Raw genomic sequence first — 17,889 nt, forward strand, 5'->3', positions numbered from 1 at the left:
TTATAAATTACCCAAATTCTTTTCGTATTTTTGCGCCAAATTTACAAAACTATATGTTAACAGTATCTAATTTATCTTTACAATTCGGGAAAAGAGTTCTTTTTGACGAGGTAAACATAATGTTTACAAAAGGAAACTGCTACGGGATTATCGGAGCAAATGGTGCAGGAAAATCTACATTCCTTAAAATATTAACAGGAAAGCAGGATCCAACGACAGGACATGTGTCTCTCGAGCCAGGAAAAAGGATGTCAGTTCTTGAGCAGGATCACTTTGCTTATGATCAATATACTGTTCTTGAGGCTGTTTTGAGAGGGAACAAGAAATTATTCGAGATAAAAGAAGAGATGGACGCTTTGTATGCAAAAGAAGATTTCTCTGACGAAGATGGTATCAAAGCCGGTGAATTAGGTGTGGTTTATGATGAAATGGGCGGTTGGACTGCAGAGTCTGATGCACAAACAATGCTTTCAAATGTTGGAATTAAAGATGATATGCACTGGCAAATGATGAGCGAGCTTGAGAACAAAGACAAAGTAAAGGTTCTTTTGGCTCAGGCACTTTTTGGGAATCCTGATGTATTGATTCTGGATGAGCCTACGAATGACCTTGATATTGATACAATTTCGTGGCTGGAAGATTTCCTTGCTGATTATGAAAATACAGTAATTGTAGTTTCTCACGACCGTCACTTCTTAGATACGGTTTGTACGCACATCGGAGATTTAGATTATGCTAAACTTAACCTTTATACAGGTAATTACTCTTTCTGGTATCAGGCTTCGCAATTAGCAACGAGACAAAGAGCCCAGGCTAACAAAAAAGCGGAAGAAAAGAAGAAAGAACTTCAGGATTTCATCGCAAGATTTAGCTCCAACGTTGCAAAGGCTAAACAGGCAACTGCAAGAAAGAAAATGATCGACAAATTAAACATCGATGATATCAAACCATCTTCAAGAAGATATCCTGCAATTATTTTCGAAATGGAAAGAGAAGCAGGAGATCAGATTTTAGACGTAAAAGGTCTTGAAAAGACTAAAGACGGAGAATTATTATTCTCAAACATTGATTTAAATCTTAAAAAAGGAGATAAAGTTGCTGTATTGTCTAAAAACTCTTTGGCAATTACAGAATTTTTCGAAATTTTAGCCGGAAATACAGAAGCTGATAAAGGAACTGTTGCGTGGGGAGTTACCACTAACCAATCTCACATGCCTTTAGATAATACCAATTTCTTCCAGGAAGATTTAAGTTTAGTTGACTGGCTGAGACAATTCACTAAAAATGATGAAGAGCGTCATGAAGAATTTGTGAGAGGATTCTTAGGAAGAATGCTTTTCTCGGGTGATGAAGCCTTAAAATCTTGCAAAGTTCTTTCGGGAGGTGAAAAAATGCGATGCATGTTCAGCAGAATGATGCTTCAGAAAGCAAATGTTCTTTTATTAGACGAGCCTACCAATCATTTAGACCTTGAAAGTATCACGACATTGAACAACTCATTGTCAAACTTCAAAGGAAATCTTTTATTGGCATCTCATGACCACGAAATGCTATCAACTGTCTGTAACAGAATCATCGAATTGACTCCAACAGGAATTATCGACAGAGAAATGACTTACGACGATTATCTTGCTGATAAAAAAGTAAAAGAATTAAGAGAGAAAATGTATTCTTAATCTAAAGACAACATTAAAATTTATTATAAAAAATCCTCAAATTACTTTGAGGATTTTTATTTTAATTCGTTTACAATTATTTTGTCAATTTTGTTTTTGGCAGGGTAACAGTTCCCGGATCTTTCCACAGACCATCTTTTTCAGCACGTTTTTTTACCACTTCTGCCCTTTTATTACTATCCGGATGTGAGTTAAACATTTTTTGAAATCCAGACTGAGCCGTTCCGCTTTCAGACAATAATGCTAATTTTTTAAATGCGGTATATGCTCCTACTACATCATATTTATTAGCTTTCATGAAATCATAAGAATACATATCTGCTTCTGATTCTTGTTTTTTGCTGTGAGAAGCATCCAAAAACGCATTGGCCATTTTTCCAACCTGGCTTTCATTTAAAGTTGCAACCGTACTTGAAGCCGAAGAGGCCGCATCCAATGCAGCAGCTTTTAAATAAGCTGATTTAATAGCATCTTTTGTATCCTGATTTTTAACATGACCGATTTCATGACCGATTACAGCCAACAATTCATCGTCCGTCATAATATCCATAAGAGATGAAAAAACGCGTACACTCCCGTCTGCACATGCAAAAGCATTGATATCCGAAACCTTATAAACTTTATAATTAAGGTTTAATCCGTCTTGCGATTTATGCTTTGAAAAAAGCTTGTTTAATCTTACTGTATAAGGATCTTTTGGCCCTGCAACAGCATTATTCTTATCCATATAATCTACAGATTCTTTGGATAGTTTAACGGCATCTTCGTTGGTAAAAGTAAGAGCTTTAGAACCTTTAGAAACTACATCAACTGCTTTTCCTAAGTTGATTTTTTGTGCTTGTAGCGAATACATTGCCCCAATAAGCATAAGGCAAACAGTAATTTTTTTCATAATTATTTTTTTAATTTGGACCGCGAAGATAAATATTTTTTAACAAATAGCAACTCAAAACTTCAATGCAATGATTTCAGAATGCTATTTTTTTTCCCTATTTTTGTGAAATGAGTCAAAAATGGATTTACAAGCCTGAACCCGATGAAGAAATTGTGGATGGATTAAGTTCGTCACTTGGTTTTGGAACTTTTGAATCTAAACTCCTCGTTCTTAGAGGAATTGACAATTATCAAAAGGCAAGAGAATTCTTCAAACCAAACGTTGCTGATATACACAATCCTTTTTTAATGGCTGATATGCAGAAAGCCGTTGAACGCATTGCAACTGCCATTGAAAATGGTGAAAAAATACTGGTATATGGCGATTATGACGTAGACGGAACTACAGCCGTTGCTTTAATGTACCTGTACCTCAGCAAAATTGTTGAGAAAAAATATCTGGATTATTATATTCCTGACAGAAACTCTGAAGGGTACGGCATTTCAACGGAAGGAATTGATTTTGCTAAACAAAATGGATTTTCATTAATTATCGCACTCGATTGCGGAATCAAAGCAATCGACATGATAAATTATGCCCAAAGTTTAGATGTTGATTTTATCATTTGTGATCACCACCTTCCGGGCGAGGAAATTCCGAACGCTGTTGCTGTTTTAGATCCCAAAAGATCAGACTGCAGATATCCTTTCAAAGAACTTTCAGGATGCGGCGTTGGGTTCAAACTTTGTCAGGGACTTAATACAATTTATAAACTTCCGGAAGCTGAATTATTTGAGCTTACCGATCTTCTGGCAATTTCTATTGCTGCAGATATTGTTTCCATGACCGGCGAAAACAGAGTTTTAGCTAAAATGGGACTTAAAGTTTTGAGAAAAACCAGAAATTTAGGATTAAGATTATTAATCCCTGAAGACAAACTTTCTCACTTTGAAATTTCAAATATTGTTTTTGAAATTGCTCCGAAGATTAATGCTGCAGGAAGAATTTCTCAAGGTAAGGCGGCTGTTGAATTGATGGTTTCCGATAACCTGAAGCACGCTCATCAAATTGTCAGCGACATCATGAGTCTCAATGATGAAAGACGTGAGCTTGATATGAATTCTACCCTTTCGGCTTTAAACCAAATTATTGAATCTCAACAAGAAACAAAACATACAACGATCGTTTACAGTCCTGAATGGAATAAAGGAGTTATTGGAATTGTTGCTTCAAGACTTATCGAAACTTATTATAAGCCTACCCTGGTTTTCACTGATGGAAATAATGGTGAAATGGTAGCTTCAGCAAGATCTGTTTCTGACTTTGATGTACATGAAGCATTAGATATCTGTTCAGAATATTTTCTGAAATTCGGAGGTCATCATGCTGCGGCAGGCCTTTCGATGGAAAAAGATAAATTTGAAGCTTTCAAAGAAAAATTTGAAAGAGTGGTTTCCGAAAAAATTAAAGAGCACCAGAAAGAACCTTCGATTACCATAGATTCTGATATTAAAATTGATGAAATAAACCGTGAGTTTATCAATTTCCATAGGAAGCTGGCTCCTTTTGGCCCACATAATATGAAACCGATTTTGGTTTTAAGAGATCAGAAGCTTTCAGGCTACGTAAAAACGATGGGGAAAGACAACAATCACCTTAAATTTTACATTAAACAGGAATCTACCGGAAGAAATATTGAATGTGTTGGTTTTAAACTTGGACAGTTTTCTGAAGATTTTAAAACTAAGAACTTCGATTTAGCCTTTACGCTAGAGGAAAATCACTGGAAAGGAAATGTGACACATTATCTCAATATTAAAGACGTAAAATTTAGAGATTAGGATTTGAAAAAAATTGGTTTATTCTTCGGCTCTTTTAATCCAATTCATATTGGACATCTGATTTTAGCAAATTATATTCTTGAAAATTCGGATATGGATGAGTTATGGTTTGTTGTAAGTCCACAGAATCCTTTTAAGGATAAAAAATCTTTACTGAAAGATCATAACAGGCTGGATATGGTACAACTTGCCGTGAAAAATTATCCAAAAATGCGAGCTTCCAATGTTGAGTTCTCACTTCCAAAACCAAGCTATACAATTGATACATTAACCTATCTTCATGAAAAATATCCTGACTATTCTTTTAGTTTAATCATGGGTGAAGATAATTTAAGCAGCTTGCATAAATGGAAAAATTCTGAAACTTTAATTAAAAATCATCACATTATTGTTTATCCAAGAGTTTTTGAAGGTGAAAAAAAAGACTCTGAATATCTTCAGCATGAAAATATTTCTTTAGTGAAGGCTCCCGTTATTGAACTTTCAGCAACCGAAATCCGGAATATGCTGAAAAACGGTAAAAATGTAAGACCTATGCTTCCTCCAGAAGTTTTTGATTATTTGGATGGTAGTAGTTTTTATAAGTAAATTTGGACTCAGGAAAAGGTTATAGGAATTACTTAATTTATAACTTATAATCATCATTTATAACTCAAAAAATGAACTTCATCGAAAAATTTTTCTCAAAATATTCTCAGGAAAAAATCATCAAATGGTTTAAACAAATCTGTATGGCAGAAGCAATTTCCTGTATGTTATTGTATGGGATTGCGATGATATGGATTCGTTATGATGAAAATCTGTATTCCATAATATTCATAAGTGTTATTGGAAGTTTGCATGGACTTTTTTTCACACTGTATCTTTTACTTTGTCTTCCTGCAAGAAAAATTTACAACTGGGATGATGAAGATTTCGTTTTTGCTTTATTATCTGCTTTTTTCCCTTTTGCAACTGTTTGGGTTGATAAAAAATTAGCCCGTTTCGACAGAGAATAGAATTTATTTTTTAGAAATTTCACTTTTTACTGTAACATAATTGATGTTACAGTTGTCTTATTATATAGAAAATCAAAATACATTTAAATTTAATTTAAAATTTTATCTACTGACAATCAGTCGATTAAAAATATTTTTAAAACATTTTAAGTACTTTGTATTGCATGATACTATATTTATTACATATCTTTGCAATGTTAAATAATAACAAATACAAGCTATTAAGTTTAAAACCACTCTAAAAATAAAATCATGAAAACGTCAATTCTCATTGCAGCCATATTTTTCAGCGGACTGACATTCGCCCAGGAAAAAAAATCAGATTCAGTAAAGACGAAAAGTATAGAAGGCGTGACGCTTACAAAACAGGTTTTCAAAAAACAAAGCGACCGTTTTGTTTATGATGTTGCCGCTTCACCTGTTACAAAAGGAAATACAACTTTTGACCTTTTAAGGCAAACTCCACTTTTGTCAACAACTGACGATAAGACTTTGAAAATTGCAGGAAAAAACAATGCGCTAATCTATATCAATGGTAGAAAAACCAATATGGATGCAGAATCTTTAACTCAATTCTTAAAAAATACTCCTGCCGAAAATATTCAGAAAATTGAGGTGATTACAGTTCCGGGAAGTGAATATCAGGTAGAATCTTCTGATGGTATCATCAATATTATTTTGAAGAAAAAAATGAGCGACGGAACAAGCGGAAACATGAGAATGTCAAACACTCAAAACAAATACAATGCGAGTAATGCGAGTTTCTCTGTCAATTATAGAAAGGATAAACTAGGCATCAATGCTAATCTAAGTGGCGGTGAAAATATTCAGCCTCAATCTTATGTTTTGAAAAATGGAAATGCTTTGTCTTCTAATGAATCTGTAGGCGATATTGATGATCCAAATAAAAACCTAGGCGGTTATTTAAATATTGATTATCAATTAAATGATAATAGTAACCTTGCTTTATCATGGAATTCTTGGGCAAATAAAAGTTATAATTCAAGAGTAAATTTATTCAATACAATACGTTCTTTTGATGAAAAAGATAATAAGTATATTGAGAACTATACTTGGTCTAGAAATAAAGAAGATGCAAGATCATACAATAACTCTGTGAATTTAAATTATGAGTTAAAAACAGATTCATTAGGAAGTAAATTAAATATTAATGCAGCTTACTTAAATTATAGGAGATTTCAATTTACAGATAATAGAACAATTATTTCTGACGTAAATAGAAATGACATAAGAATTGGAAGACAAGTTTTTCAGGATTTACCACAAATTATTAATAATTTTTCAGGAACTGTAGATTATATTCAGAAACTAAAAAATGATTTTACAGTATCCATAGGTGGAAATTATAATAAAACAAAAACTGATAATGACACTAAAAATAATACTCTTGATTATGTGTATGATGATAATGGCCAATTAACAACTATTAAAAATACACCAACCCCAAATCATTTTGTATATGATGAAAATATTTATGGAGTTTATTTGACATTAGAAAAGAAATTTTCTGATAAATTTTCCGGAAAAGTTGGTGCTAGATACGAAATGACAAATAGTGTAGGAACTTCTGATAATGCAGCTCCAGAATATAGAAGAATCGAACAGAGCTATAATAATTTTTTACCCTATTTAACCTTTAATTATGCTATCAACGATAAAAACAATCTTTCTTATGCTTTCTCTAGTAGAATGCGAAGACCAAGTTTCTGGGAAATAAATCCTGTGAGAAATATCTTGACAGAAGATAATTATACTCAAAACAACCCTTTTGTAAAAGCATCTTCTACCTATAATCAGGAGTTGACATATATGTATAAAAATTCTTATTTCTTAATTTTAAGTCACTCATATTTCAAAGATCAAATCACACAGGTTCCTTTACAAAGAGATATTTTAAAACCTAGATTGGATGAAATGGGTAACCCTGTATTAGATGAGAATAACCAACCAATACTAGATCCCCATAAACAATTAAGATATATACGTACTAATTTCGGAGATAAACAAGAAATGTCTGTGACACTAGGAATGAATAAGACATTTTTCAAACAATACCTAACAACAAACTTTAATGTTGGTGTTCAATACAATGTAAATAATGGAAGTTTAAGTGTAGATCCTACTACCGGAGATGTTTTCCCGATTTATGAAAACAAGAGAAAATCTGCAAGTATTTTTATCCAAACCAACAACACCCTTCGTCTTGATAAAAAGAAAACTTGGTTTTTGGGAGCAAACTTCTTCTACGCAGACAAACAGCAAATCGAACTTGGGATGTTGAAAAACCTAATGAGTTTAGACCTAAGCATCAAGAAAAACTGGAACGACTGGACTTTTGCAGTAAATGTAAATGACGTTTTAAGAACAAATGTTGTAGAAATTGAAGATTATCAAGATAACGGAAACTACAACTACGTAAAAAATGACATGTACAGAAGAAGCGTAACGGTAAGTCTTACTTATAATTTCGGAAACCAGAAAGTGAAAAAAGTAAGAGACATCGAAAGTGCTTCTGATGCTATCAAAAACAGAACCAGATAACACAATATCATCTTCATATTCAATTATTTTTGTACAGACTCATCAATTTTATTGGTGAGTTTTTTATCTTTATCAGGTATGAAAAATTTAATTATCATTTTTAGCTGTTTACTCCTGCTTAATTGCAAAGAGAAAACAATGAATTTAAATAAAAATATATCGTTCGATGTTCAGAATGACATTTCTTATGGCAAAGATTCTGAGCAAAAACTAGATTTATATATTCCTAAAAATGACAAACAAAATCAGAATGTTTTTATTATCGTTCACGGTGGAGGATGGCGTGGAGGAAAAAAATCTGATCTAACATTTTTCACTCGTTCGTTGATGGAAAAGCTTCCCAATTCAGTCTTTGCCAATATCGAATACAGACTGGCCTCGACTACCCGTTTTGCAATTCCAGCCCAAACAGACGACATTCACAGTGTAATGCTTTATCTCGAAAAAGAATTAAGATACAAACCTAATTTTATTTTGTTGGGAAATAGCGCTGGCGGTCATTTATCAATGCTTTACGCTTATAAATTTGACAAAGAAAAGAATGTAAAAGCAGTTATAAATATTGTTGGTCCAGCCGATTTATCTGATAGAGGTTTTAAAAGTTATGTAGATTATTCATTTGTAGAAAATCATTTGATTGAGCCCAAACTAGTGGATAAAAATATTCAGAAAGAAAAATTCACCAGCCCGGTTTACTGGATTAATCAAACCTCAGCTCCTACTCTTTCTTTTTATGGAAACAATGATCAGATTGTTCCTGTTTCCCAAAAGAAAATTTTAGATTCAGCTTTAAATAAAAATAATGTTTTCTACGAATCCTTCGAATTTACAGGAGATCATATGGGGTGGACGAAAGAGCCCAATGATATTTTTTTAATTAATAAAATTTCTGATTTTCTGAAAAATCTAAGCAATAAGAAAGCTCACTGATTTGTCAATGAGCTTTTATTTTTAATACCCTAAGGCTTTCTTAGCTTCTAAACCCGTTATATTCAGTGTTTCTATACATTTATTAAAATTTACTTCACTTCTCAAATCCCAAAACGGAAACAAAACAATGATGGAAACATCTGTGTCCGGATCATAAGTCATTAATGAAAGATAACCTTCCGTCGCACCATTGTGACCATATCCTATTCCCGGAAAATAAGAACAGCCTAAAGCATAATTATTAGTCGTTGCAGCACCTTTGCTGTTTTTCATTTGCTGTATAGTAGAGTAAGCAAGAACATTTTCACCTTTCATCAAAGTTCTGATATAGTCGGTAAGCATTTCCATATTTCCTACTCCATTTCCTTCTGCAATATGTGCACTTGCATTTTTCTTGTCGGTAATTTCTGAATGATCAACATATTTGATAAAACCTCTGATGTATGAAACAGGCAACTGTTGGTCTGTTCCCAACTCAGGAAACTTAATTCCTAACGGAACTTTTGCAGAAGAGCCTACAATTTGATCATACATATAATTTCCATATGTTTTTGAAGCATTCGATTTTTGAGAATATACTCTCGAAATGATCTCACCCAAAATCGAAAATCCTGTATTTGAATAATGGTAAACCGTATTTGGAGCTCCGTAAGTCAAATTATGATCTTTTAGAACTTTTATATACTCTGCTGTTGTAAACTGATGTTCGGGAGCAGTTGCAAGCATATAATCTGTATATGTTTCCCCACCGATATTGTATTGGGAAGTATCATTCGTAACATCATAAATGCCGGCATTGTGTTGTAAAAGTTGACGAATTGTGATTTCGTTTTTATGTGGAAAATTCCAGTCAGCCGTATTGGGAACATACGGTGTTGTAGTTCCCGGAATGTTTGCTGTAATTTTATCATCAAGATTAAGCCATCCGTCCTGCATCATTTTTAAAACAGCCGTTGATGTAAAATTTTTAGTATTACTTGCCAACCGAAAATACGTTTTTTTATTCACGGCAGAACCATTCGAGCCTAATGCAGAACTGAAAAAAGTTCCTTTTGGTGACACAACATAAACGCTTAAGGAAGGTATATCTGTGCTCAACTCTTTCTCAAGATTATCATGAATGTTTGTAATGGTATTATCCAGATTGGTTTGATAATCATTTGCTTCATTGTCATTCTTACAGCTTAGGGATAGCATCAAGAGGAAAGACATTGAAAGGATTTTGAGTTTTTGCATAGCTTAGTTTTATTAATCTTGTAAATTTCGGTAAATTTTATAAATAATTCAATCAACTGCATGTATGATTTTTAAGAGTAAATTAATTATCAAAAATAAACCCTCCAGAAATTCTGAAGGGTTTACATTATTTTGTTAAAAAATATTACTCAGCTTTGAAAATTTCCGATCTTTCTGAAATCCCATTTGTATTGAAAGCTTCAATCTGAAAATAATAAGGATCTGTTCTGTCTGCTCCTGTGAAAAAATATTCATTTTTACCATAAACCATAATACTTCCGTATAATTTTTCCGGAGTTTTTCCCCAGTAGATTACATATCCATCTGCATCAGGGTTTTGCTGCCACTTCATCCAAATACTTCTTCTTTCACCATATTTTTTAGCATCCGCTCTCAACGGAACAAAGTTCTGAACTTTCAGAGGAACACTTCCTGTTCCTTTTCCGAATACTCTGAATCCGCTTAAGGCAAATTTTCCTGTTGGCATTTTTAAGTTTTCCATTTTCAGGAATCTTGCTTTGGCTGGTTTTTCAAGCTCAACATAATCATGAGGAACGTCTTTTGTATTTTTACTTTTATCAACAATTACACTCCACTTTTTACCATCATTGGAGCCGTAGATTTTATACTGATGCATTTTACCTAAAGTTTTACCCATAAATTCTACATCCTGATCCGCATAATTGATCTGAATGGCATTGATGGTAGAAATCTCTCCTAAATCCGTTTGAAACCATTCTCCAGCATTGCCTGTTTTAGCACTCCAATACGTCTTAATATCTTCATCCACCGCCAAGTTTGGCTGATAACCTCCTAAAGTAGATGAAACCTGAACCGGTTTATTATAATTTAAAAGCATCCATCCCGCAAAAAGACCTTTAGAAAAATCTTTTCCCTGAGCAAATTGTGGTAATAATGTAGGATAATCACCATAAGCTGTATTGGTATACATCACATCATCTTTGTCAAATCCCGCAGGCCAGATTCCCAACCTTCTTTCAAAATTATTTTTGGTTGAAATAAAAATCGTTGAAACGTGCCACCAGTTTTTATAATTATCTTCGAAAGTAGCACCATGTCCCGCACCTCTTGCAAAGCCTCCCGGTTTATATGAAAAAGGGTTGTGCTGCTGATATTCAAACCCTTCCAAAGGATTGTTACTTACATAAACCCCGTCAGAATACCCACTGAATTCCGTTGCGGGAGCCCCATACTGCATATAATATTTTCCGTTATGCTTTGTCATCCAGGCACCTTCTACAAAAGGCTGTAAGAAAACATTATCATTATATTCTCCAAATCTTTCCCAGCCATGATCTTCAGGTTTTAATCTAAGAATTGGTTTTACAAAACCTTCCGACTGTAGCGTTTTTACTTTTACTTCTGTTCCCAGCAAAGGCCATTCGTTACTTGATCCCCAATATAGATACAATTTATTTTTATCCTCATCATAATGAAAAGCAGGATCCCAAGCGCCCACTTTCAAAGTATCTGTTGCAATCTGCCAATCATCTTTTGTAGGATTTGTACTTTTCCAAATCGGGAAATCCTGTTCCCAAGTTGAGCCGAAAACATACAGCGTATCTTTCATTGCCCAAACTGCAGGTGCATTTAAGTCATGCTGATATTTATTATCTCTTAAAAATTTTCTGGAAACAAATTTCCAATCCAACATATCATCGCTATACCAATATCCTTCCTGATTGGTTGAAAAAAGGAAGAGCTTGTTTTTAAAATTGACAATCACAGGATCTGCCGTAGCACGATGTTTCCCCTGACTTGAAAAATTTTTAAAAGGTGTATACCCATAATCAATATTAATCGGGTTACAGAATGTTTTCTGCTGAGCATTCATAAAATAAAATGACAGCACCATCATCAATAAACTAAGTTTTGTTTTCATAAGCATTTTCATCCCGATTATAATATTTAAAATTTATTTTATTTTTTAGGCAGGAAAATCTCTGCAAGCATACAACGTGCACTACCACCGCCATTTACTTCAATTGTATTTAAATCTGAGTAAATAATTTCACAATATTTTTCAATATCTGAGACCTGTTCGGCAGTGAGAGACTGATAAGCTGTCTGGCTCATCACTAAAAATTTGTACCCTTCTTTATTCTGTACCTGAAGCATATTTCCTGCAAACTGCTGCATTTGTTCTTCAGAAATTTCAATGATTTCTTTACCTGAATTTTTGATTGTTTCAATCATTTTACTTCTCTCCAGTTCATCATCGATACAGTCGAGACAAATCACCACAAATTTATCTGCAACACACATCATCACATTGGTATGGTAAATCGGAAGTCTTTCTTCTCCTACTGTTTGAAAAGAATGAAAAACAATTGGTTCAAAACCATATTTTCCACAAAATTCTCTGAATAAATTTTCATCTAATCTTAAAGAAACCGAACCGTATGCAATTTTATTATCATGGTCAAAAATCATGCTGCCGGTGCCTTCCAAAAAGTGTCCCTGAGTTTCAGAAAAAGACCAGTCATCAATCTCTGCAACATAGAAGCCTTGTTCTTTTATGCTTTCAATAATATCTTCTCTTCTTTCAACCCTTCTGTTTGAAGCAAACATTGGATATAAAACTACTTTTCCGTCTTTGTGGAAACTCACCCAGTTATTTGGAAAAATAGAGTCCGGAGTATGTGGTTCCAATGTATCTTTTATCGTAATCACATTTATACCTTTGCTTCTTAATTTTTCAACAAAAATATTGAATTCCGCCAAAGCTTTAGTCTGAATATCAAGACCTTTTTGTTCTGTCTGAAAATAATTATTTTGTGCCGTTTCTGCATTGTAGCCGAATGCTATAGGCTCTATCATTAAAACTGTATCTGTTGTTTGCATTATTTTATAGTTTGAGGGCATTTAGGTTTAAAAGTCTGGGTGTTTTGGTGAAAATCAATCTTCTTAATTTACAGGAGAAAAAGTACACCAACTTTTTGACTGACTCGTCATATTAACCAATATCCCGATTATTTGATTATACTGATTAGTAAAATTATTAAATTGCTCTTCATTTATATATCTGCATTTCAATGCAAATTGCAACCATGTTTGGGTTTCTCTTGCTAAATCGGTGGGCTTTGCAATAAAAGATTTTTCATATCTTCTTTTTTCCAAACTTCGGTAATATTTGCAGAAACAGATCTTGAAGATTCTGATTTGATCGGTAAGAGAATAAAGCTCTTCTTTTGGAAGTTTTTGATAATTCATAGAATTACTCTTCGACTCTACTACTACTCTCTTACCAAAGGCATTGTAGAGCATCTCAACAATCCTCCCATTTTAGAAATTTCCCGGTAAGGGATTTCTTCAACCGTCATTCCCCACTCGTTTCTCAAGTGATTGTTCATTCTTGTAAATGCTTTGTCTGAAACTACAATTTCTGGAGAAATAGAGAAAATATTCGGGAACATTTCAAACATTTCTTCATCTGTAACGTGAAAACAGTTTTCTTCCCCGAAAATATCAATAATTAAACGGTAATCACTTTCGTCCACAAACCCTTTCTTATAAATAATACATTTATCTTCACCAACAGGATTGAAAGTACAGTCTAAATGTAAGATACCTTCGTACGGAATTCTATCATTTTTCTTTAGTTCCAAATCAATAATTCTCTTTTTGGGAAAATATTCTTTAATAATTTCTATTGCGTATTCATTGGTTCTTGCTGTTTTATAGTTTCTGTAATCTTCACTGAAACAAGTCCCGATGAAAATAAAATCATTCCAAACAATAACGTCTCCGCCTTCAATATGAGCAGTTTCCGGGAGATTTATGATTTTCCGCCAGGCTACTTTTTCGAAAACTTTTTTGTAAGCTTCCTGTTCATCAGCTCTATCTGCAATTACATTTGAAATAATCATCTTATCATCAATCACAAAAGCAACATCTCTCGCAAAAACCTGATTGTAGTCTTTAATGATGCTCGGGCGGAGAACCTCAACATCATATTTCCTTAAAACTGCTTCAAAAGCGTTCATTTCATTGATAATATCCTCTTCTTTAGGATAAATATTGTTTTCAATTGAATAGTATGACTTGGCGTCATAGCTTTCTTCAAGCGTAGGAATTCCTCCCATAGAATTAGGTTGGCCTAAAACAACTGACTTCAGCCTCCCTGTTTCATTTTTAATGTTTAGTTTCATAAAGATTTATGCAATGCTACAAATATAAGTAAAGCACTCTATTTGGGAAACTTTTAGATTGTTTTTAGGTTTAAATTGCAATTTTATTCTGCAAAATATTCGATATCCAGTATTTACTTCAGACGTTCTGCCTACAGACAAATTTAATTACTGCAAAACCTTAATTATAAAGATATTTTTAACCACAATTCATTGTTTATGATTAATTTACATTTAAAATATAATAATTATTTAAAATTAAATTCATACATTAGTGATATAATTTTCGCGAAAAATTAAAATTTAACTATTAACAATCAATCACAAAATCATGAACAAGAACAATCCGGTGCTAAAAAATGCACACAAATTAGCACGAGAAGAACAAAAATCTATCAAAGGAGGCATTGGACCAACCAAACCAAGATACTGCTGTGAATGGGACGATGCAGGAAACTGTACCATTTGGACCTGTGGTAACTGTGTATGCCCTTAACAACAATCTAAAAACCTGTCTTTTTTAAGGCAGGTTTTAGTTTATTCCATTCTATCTTTTAAATTATTTAAAATAATCCTTCGCAAATGCTCTTCATTTTCGTCCCCCCATTGTCCTAAAACAGAGATTACAGGGATCAAAGTTTGTCCCAATCCGGTAAGGCTATATTCTACTTTTGGAGGAACCACAGGATAGATTTTCTTTGTAACTAATTCATGTTTTTCTAATTCATTCAGCTGCATGTTGAGAACTCTGCGTGAAGCGTCAGGAATTTTTCTTTGTAATTCACTTGGTCGTTGTAACCCCTCATTAATAAACCACAGTAAACGGATTTTCCACTTACCATAAAGTACTTCACTGATTAAATCAAGTCCACAATTTAAATTTGGTGGAATTTTCCTTTCATACATCATACAAAATTAATTCAATATCCTCAAAACAGCAATAAGGGATAAATTTATCCCTATCCGATTCGTATTTCCGTACTTGTATAAGTTTATCATACAGCTGAAATTTGCAATAAAGTCTAGAAAATATGAAAGAACAGTTTAATTTTAATAACGAATTATCCGGAAAAACAGCATTAGTAACAGGAGGCACAAAAGGAACCGGAAAAGCCATTGCAGAAAGATTATTAAACGCGGGTGCAACAGTAATTATTACGGCAAGGAGTCAACCCGAATTCATTAACGAAAAACTCTACTTCATTTCTTCTGACCTAAGTAAAGCCGAAGGAACACAAAAAATTGTGGAAGAAGTGATAGCAAAATTCGGAAGAGTTGATATCCTGATTAATACACTTGGAGGCTCAGAAACTAAAGGAGGTGGTTTTTCCGTTTTATCCGATGAAGACTGGGAAACTACCATTCAAACAAATTTATTGGCTCCGGTACGTTTAGACCGAGGTCTTTTGCCACAAATGATTCAGCGGAAAAACGGAGTGATTATTCATATTGCCTCTATCCAGGGAAAATTACCGCTGTATGATTCCACATTACCTTATGCCGCTGCAAAAGCAGGGCTCATAAATTACAGCAAAGGCTTATCAAAAGAAGTATCACCAAAAGGGATCCGTGTTCTTACTGTTTCTCCGGGCTGGATCATGACTACTTCTGCAATCAGGATGATGGAACGGATTGCTGAAAGTTCAGATTCTACAATAGATGAAGCTACCCAAAGTGTTATGGATGCATTAGGAGGAATTCCTATCGGAAGACCTGCACAGCCCGAAGATATTGCCGAATTTGTTGGTTTCCTTGTCTCTCCAAGAGCAAATTATTTAACAGGAACTGAATATGTAATAGATGGCGGAACTATACCAACAATTTAATTAAAAAATATCAAAAATGAATTTACCTAAAATTTTAAAAGATTTATTAGAAGCTCAAAAGTATTTTGACAGTAATTTATATTCCAGCTGTTTTTCAGAAAATGCATTAGTATTTGATGAAGGAAAGATTTATAACGGAAAAGAAGAAATAAAGCATTGGAACGAAATGGCCAATAAAGAATTTAGACCTCAACTCGAAGTTCTTGATGTCTATACAGAGGACAGAACAATTATTTTAAGAATCAATATTTCAGGTTCTTTTGACGGAAGCCCTATTATGATGAAATTTTATTTTCAGATTGAAAAAGATAAAATTTCGGCTTTAATAATAAGTAATTAAATTCCATAGGCTACATTAATCTAACATTATAGGCCTAAAATAAAAAAATCCCAAAGCTTTGCTTTGGGATTTTTTTATTATGATAAGCTTTAATTATCTGTTTGCAATATCGATGTAATCTCTTTGCTGAGCTCCTTGGTAAACCTGTCTTGGTCTTCCGATTGGATCTCCTTTCAATCTCATTTCTTTCCACTGAGCAATCCATCCAGGAAGTCTTCCTAATGCGAACATTACTGTAAACATTTCTGTAGGAATTCCTAATGCTCTGTATATGATTCCAGAATAGAAATCTACGTTTGGATATAATTTTCTTTCGATAAAGTACTCATCTTCCAGCGCAACTTTTTCCAACTGCATTGCAATATCAAGAGCTTTGTCCTGAATACCTAATGCGGCCAATAAATCGTCTGCTGCTTTCTTGATGATTTTTGCTCTCGGATCGAAGTTTTTGTACACTCTGTGTCCGAATCCCATTAGACGGAAGCTATCGTTTTTATCTTTAGCTTTAGCGATATATTTCGATACATCACCTCCATCTTTTTCGATTAATTCAAGCATTTCGATTACCGCTTGGTTTGCACCACCATGAAGTGGCCCCCAAAGTGCAGAAATACCTGCAGAAACAGAAGCAAAAAGACCTGTGTGAGCAGAACCTACCATTCTTACTGTAGAAGTAGAACAGTTTTGCTCATGGTCAGCATGAAGAATTAATAATTTATCTAATGCATCAACTACTACCGGATTGATTTCGAAATCAGCATTTGGTAATCTGAAAGCCATTTTGTAGAAATTTTCTACATAGCTAAGATTGTTGTCTCCGTGGTTCAATGGAAGACCTAATGTTTTTCTGTACGTCCAAGCACAAAGATGAGCAAATTTAGCAATAAGCAATTCTGCGGCTAAATCCATTTCTTCTTTAGAATTCACATTAACAGCTTTCGGATTGAAGGCAGTCAAAGCAGAAGTTAAGGAAGATAAAACTCCCATAGGGTGAGCAGAACGAGGGAAAGCATCGATAATCTTTTTCATCTCCTCTGCTACGAAATTATATTTTTTAATATTACCGTTGAAGGTATTGAACTGATCTGAAGTTGGTAATTCACCGTGTAATAAAAGGTACATTACTTCTGTGAAGTTAGATTTCTCAGCAATCTGTTCGATTGGATAACCTCTATAGAATAACTCTCCTTTATCTCCGTCCAGGTAAGTGATGTCGCTAAGTGTAGCACCGGTGTTTTTATAACCTAAATCTAGAGTGATTAAACCTGTCTGGTCTCTTAATTTTGAAATATCGATTCCTCTGTCTCCGATAGTACTATCCACGATTGGATATTCATATGAATTACCATCGTAATTCAATATTACTTTGTTGTCTGACATTTATTTATTTTTTTTCTAAATATACTACTTTATACAAAATACGGCAAACTAAAATTATCGTTTGCCGTTATTTAT

At 33.7% G+C, this 17,889-nt stretch carries 16 protein-coding genes; 8 read left to right on the top strand and 8 right to left on the bottom strand.

What is annotated here, in order from left to right; translation table 11 throughout:
• Positions 1-53: 53 nt before the first annotated feature.
• Entirely contained in the window at positions 54-1,676 is a 1,623-nt protein-coding gene (locus ACM39_RS09680; RefSeq protein ID WP_048510842.1) for an ABC-F family ATP-binding cassette domain-containing protein, read from the top strand.
• Positions 1,677-1,752: 76 nt separating this feature from the next.
• Here the strand turns inward: ACM39_RS09680 and ACM39_RS09685 are convergent, their stop codons facing one another.
• Positions 1,753-2,568: a M48 family metalloprotease gene (locus tag ACM39_RS09685; protein ID WP_048510843.1), complete on the bottom strand. Its 816-nt coding sequence runs from the start codon at positions 2,566-2,568 to the stop codon at positions 1,753-1,755.
• 110 nt (positions 2,569-2,678) lie between these two features.
• On the opposite strand from ACM39_RS09685, the gene recJ reads away from it, so the two are divergent.
• The 5 genes from recJ (at position 2,679) to ACM39_RS09710 (ending at position 8,881) form a co-directional block, all read left to right on the top strand.
• The gene (gene recJ, locus ACM39_RS09690) at positions 2,679-4,391 is read left to right on the top strand and encodes a single-stranded-DNA-specific exonuclease RecJ (protein WP_048510844.1); all 1,713 of its coding nucleotides are present in this window, start codon (positions 2,679-2,681) and stop codon (positions 4,389-4,391) included.
• A gap of 3 nt (positions 4,392-4,394) precedes the next feature.
• Positions 4,395-4,979: a nicotinate (nicotinamide) nucleotide adenylyltransferase gene (nadD, locus tag ACM39_RS09695; RefSeq protein WP_048510845.1), complete on the top strand. Its 585-nt coding sequence runs from the start codon at positions 4,395-4,397 to the stop codon at positions 4,977-4,979.
• 71 nt (positions 4,980-5,050) lie between these two features.
• Positions 5,051-5,389: a DUF3817 domain-containing protein gene (locus tag ACM39_RS09700; protein ID WP_048510846.1), complete on the top strand. Its 339-nt coding sequence runs from the start codon at positions 5,051-5,053 to the stop codon at positions 5,387-5,389.
• A 252-nt stretch (positions 5,390-5,641) separates the two neighbouring features.
• Positions 5,642-7,951 (top strand): TonB-dependent receptor domain-containing protein, encoded by a 2,310-nt coding sequence (locus tag ACM39_RS09705; RefSeq protein WP_048510847.1) that lies wholly within the window; start codon positions 5,642-5,644, stop codon positions 7,949-7,951.
• Between the two features lie 138 nt (positions 7,952-8,089).
• Positions 8,090-8,881, top strand: a complete 792-nt coding sequence (locus tag ACM39_RS09710; protein ID WP_228377092.1) for an alpha/beta hydrolase — start codon at positions 8,090-8,092, stop codon at positions 8,879-8,881.
• 21 nt (positions 8,882-8,902) lie between these two features.
• Here the strand turns inward: ACM39_RS09710 and ACM39_RS09715 are convergent, their stop codons facing one another.
• The 6 genes from ACM39_RS09715 to ACM39_RS09740 form a co-directional block, all read right to left on the bottom strand.
• Positions 8,903-10,117: a serine hydrolase domain-containing protein gene (locus ACM39_RS09715; RefSeq protein WP_048510848.1), complete on the bottom strand. Its 1,215-nt coding sequence runs from the start codon at positions 10,115-10,117 to the stop codon at positions 8,903-8,905.
• Positions 10,118-10,262: 145 nt separating this feature from the next.
• Entirely contained in the window at positions 10,263-12,020 is a 1,758-nt protein-coding gene (locus ACM39_RS09720; RefSeq protein WP_048511004.1) for a discoidin domain-containing protein, read from the bottom strand.
• Positions 12,021-12,058: 38 nt separating this feature from the next.
• The gene (gene ctlX / locus ACM39_RS09725; protein WP_048511005.1) at positions 12,059-12,982 is read right to left on the bottom strand and encodes a citrulline utilization hydrolase CtlX; all 924 of its coding nucleotides are present in this window, start codon (positions 12,980-12,982) and stop codon (positions 12,059-12,061) included.
• A 63-nt stretch (positions 12,983-13,045) separates the two neighbouring features.
• Entirely contained in the window at positions 13,046-13,351 is a 306-nt protein-coding gene (locus tag ACM39_RS09730) for a four helix bundle protein (RefSeq protein ID WP_053073318.1), read from the bottom strand.
• Between the two features lie 23 nt (positions 13,352-13,374).
• Positions 13,375-14,289, bottom strand: coding sequence for a dimethylarginine dimethylaminohydrolase family protein (locus ACM39_RS09735; RefSeq protein ID WP_048510849.1), 915 nt, complete (start codon positions 14,287-14,289; stop codon positions 13,375-13,377).
• Positions 14,290-14,805: 516 nt separating this feature from the next.
• Complete coding sequence (locus ACM39_RS09740; RefSeq protein WP_228377093.1) at positions 14,806-15,177, bottom strand: winged helix-turn-helix transcriptional regulator; 372 nt, start codon at positions 15,175-15,177, stop codon at positions 14,806-14,808.
• A gap of 122 nt (positions 15,178-15,299) precedes the next feature.
• Here ACM39_RS09740 and ACM39_RS09745 point away from each other — a divergent pair, with 122 nt between their 5' ends.
• Positions 15,300-16,094, top strand: a complete 795-nt coding sequence (locus tag ACM39_RS09745) for an SDR family oxidoreductase (protein ID WP_048510851.1) — start codon at positions 15,300-15,302, stop codon at positions 16,092-16,094.
• Between the two features lie 16 nt (positions 16,095-16,110).
• Complete coding sequence (locus tag ACM39_RS09750) at positions 16,111-16,434, top strand: nuclear transport factor 2 family protein (protein WP_048510852.1); 324 nt, start codon at positions 16,111-16,113, stop codon at positions 16,432-16,434.
• A gap of 93 nt (positions 16,435-16,527) precedes the next feature.
• Here ACM39_RS09750 and ACM39_RS09755 read toward each other — a convergent pair whose 3' ends face one another.
• Entirely contained in the window at positions 16,528-17,814 is a 1,287-nt protein-coding gene (locus tag ACM39_RS09755) for a citrate synthase (RefSeq protein ID WP_048510853.1), read from the bottom strand.
• Positions 17,815-17,889: the final 75 nt, after the last annotated feature.

This window comes from Chryseobacterium sp. FH2 (assembly GCF_001045455.1).
Taxonomy (GTDB): Bacteria; Bacteroidota; Bacteroidia; order Flavobacteriales; family Weeksellaceae; genus Chryseobacterium.

What these genes read in the sequence shown, in the direction of transcription:
- ACM39_RS09680 (WP_048510842.1), top strand. Translation starts at nt 54, where the DNA reads ATGTTAACAGTATCTAATTTATCTTTACAATTCGGGAAAAGAGTTCTT.
- ACM39_RS09685 (WP_048510843.1), bottom strand. Translation starts at nt 2,568, where the DNA reads ATGAAAAAAATTACTGTTTGCCTTATGCTTATTGGGGCAATGTATTCG.
- recJ (WP_048510844.1), top strand. Translation starts at nt 2,679, where the DNA reads ATGAGTCAAAAATGGATTTACAAGCCTGAACCCGATGAAGAAATTGTG.
- ACM39_RS09700 (WP_048510846.1), top strand. Translation starts at nt 5,051, where the DNA reads ATGAACTTCATCGAAAAATTTTTCTCAAAATATTCTCAGGAAAAAATC.
- ACM39_RS09705 (WP_048510847.1), top strand. Translation starts at nt 5,642, where the DNA reads ATGAAAACGTCAATTCTCATTGCAGCCATATTTTTCAGCGGACTGACA.
- ACM39_RS09710 (WP_228377092.1), top strand. Translation starts at nt 8,090, where the DNA reads ATGAATTTAAATAAAAATATATCGTTCGATGTTCAGAATGACATTTCT.
- ACM39_RS09715 (WP_048510848.1), bottom strand. Translation starts at nt 10,117, where the DNA reads ATGCAAAAACTCAAAATCCTTTCAATGTCTTTCCTCTTGATGCTATCC.
- ACM39_RS09720 (WP_048511004.1), bottom strand. Translation starts at nt 12,020, where the DNA reads ATGAAAACAAAACTTAGTTTATTGATGATGGTGCTGTCATTTTATTTT.
- ctlX (WP_048511005.1), bottom strand. Translation starts at nt 12,982, where the DNA reads ATGCAAACAACAGATACAGTTTTAATGATAGAGCCTATAGCATTCGGC.
- ACM39_RS09730 (WP_053073318.1), bottom strand. Translation starts at nt 13,351, where the DNA reads ATGAATTATCAAAAACTTCCAAAAGAAGAGCTTTATTCTCTTACCGAT.
- ACM39_RS09735 (WP_048510849.1), bottom strand. Translation starts at nt 14,289, where the DNA reads ATGAAACTAAACATTAAAAATGAAACAGGGAGGCTGAAGTCAGTTGTT.
- ACM39_RS09740 (WP_228377093.1), bottom strand. Translation starts at nt 15,177, where the DNA reads ATGATGTATGAAAGGAAAATTCCACCAAATTTAAATTGTGGACTTGAT.
- ACM39_RS09745 (WP_048510851.1), top strand. Translation starts at nt 15,300, where the DNA reads ATGAAAGAACAGTTTAATTTTAATAACGAATTATCCGGAAAAACAGCA.
- ACM39_RS09750 (WP_048510852.1), top strand. Translation starts at nt 16,111, where the DNA reads ATGAATTTACCTAAAATTTTAAAAGATTTATTAGAAGCTCAAAAGTAT.
- ACM39_RS09755 (WP_048510853.1), bottom strand. Translation starts at nt 17,814, where the DNA reads ATGTCAGACAACAAAGTAATATTGAATTACGATGGTAATTCATATGAA.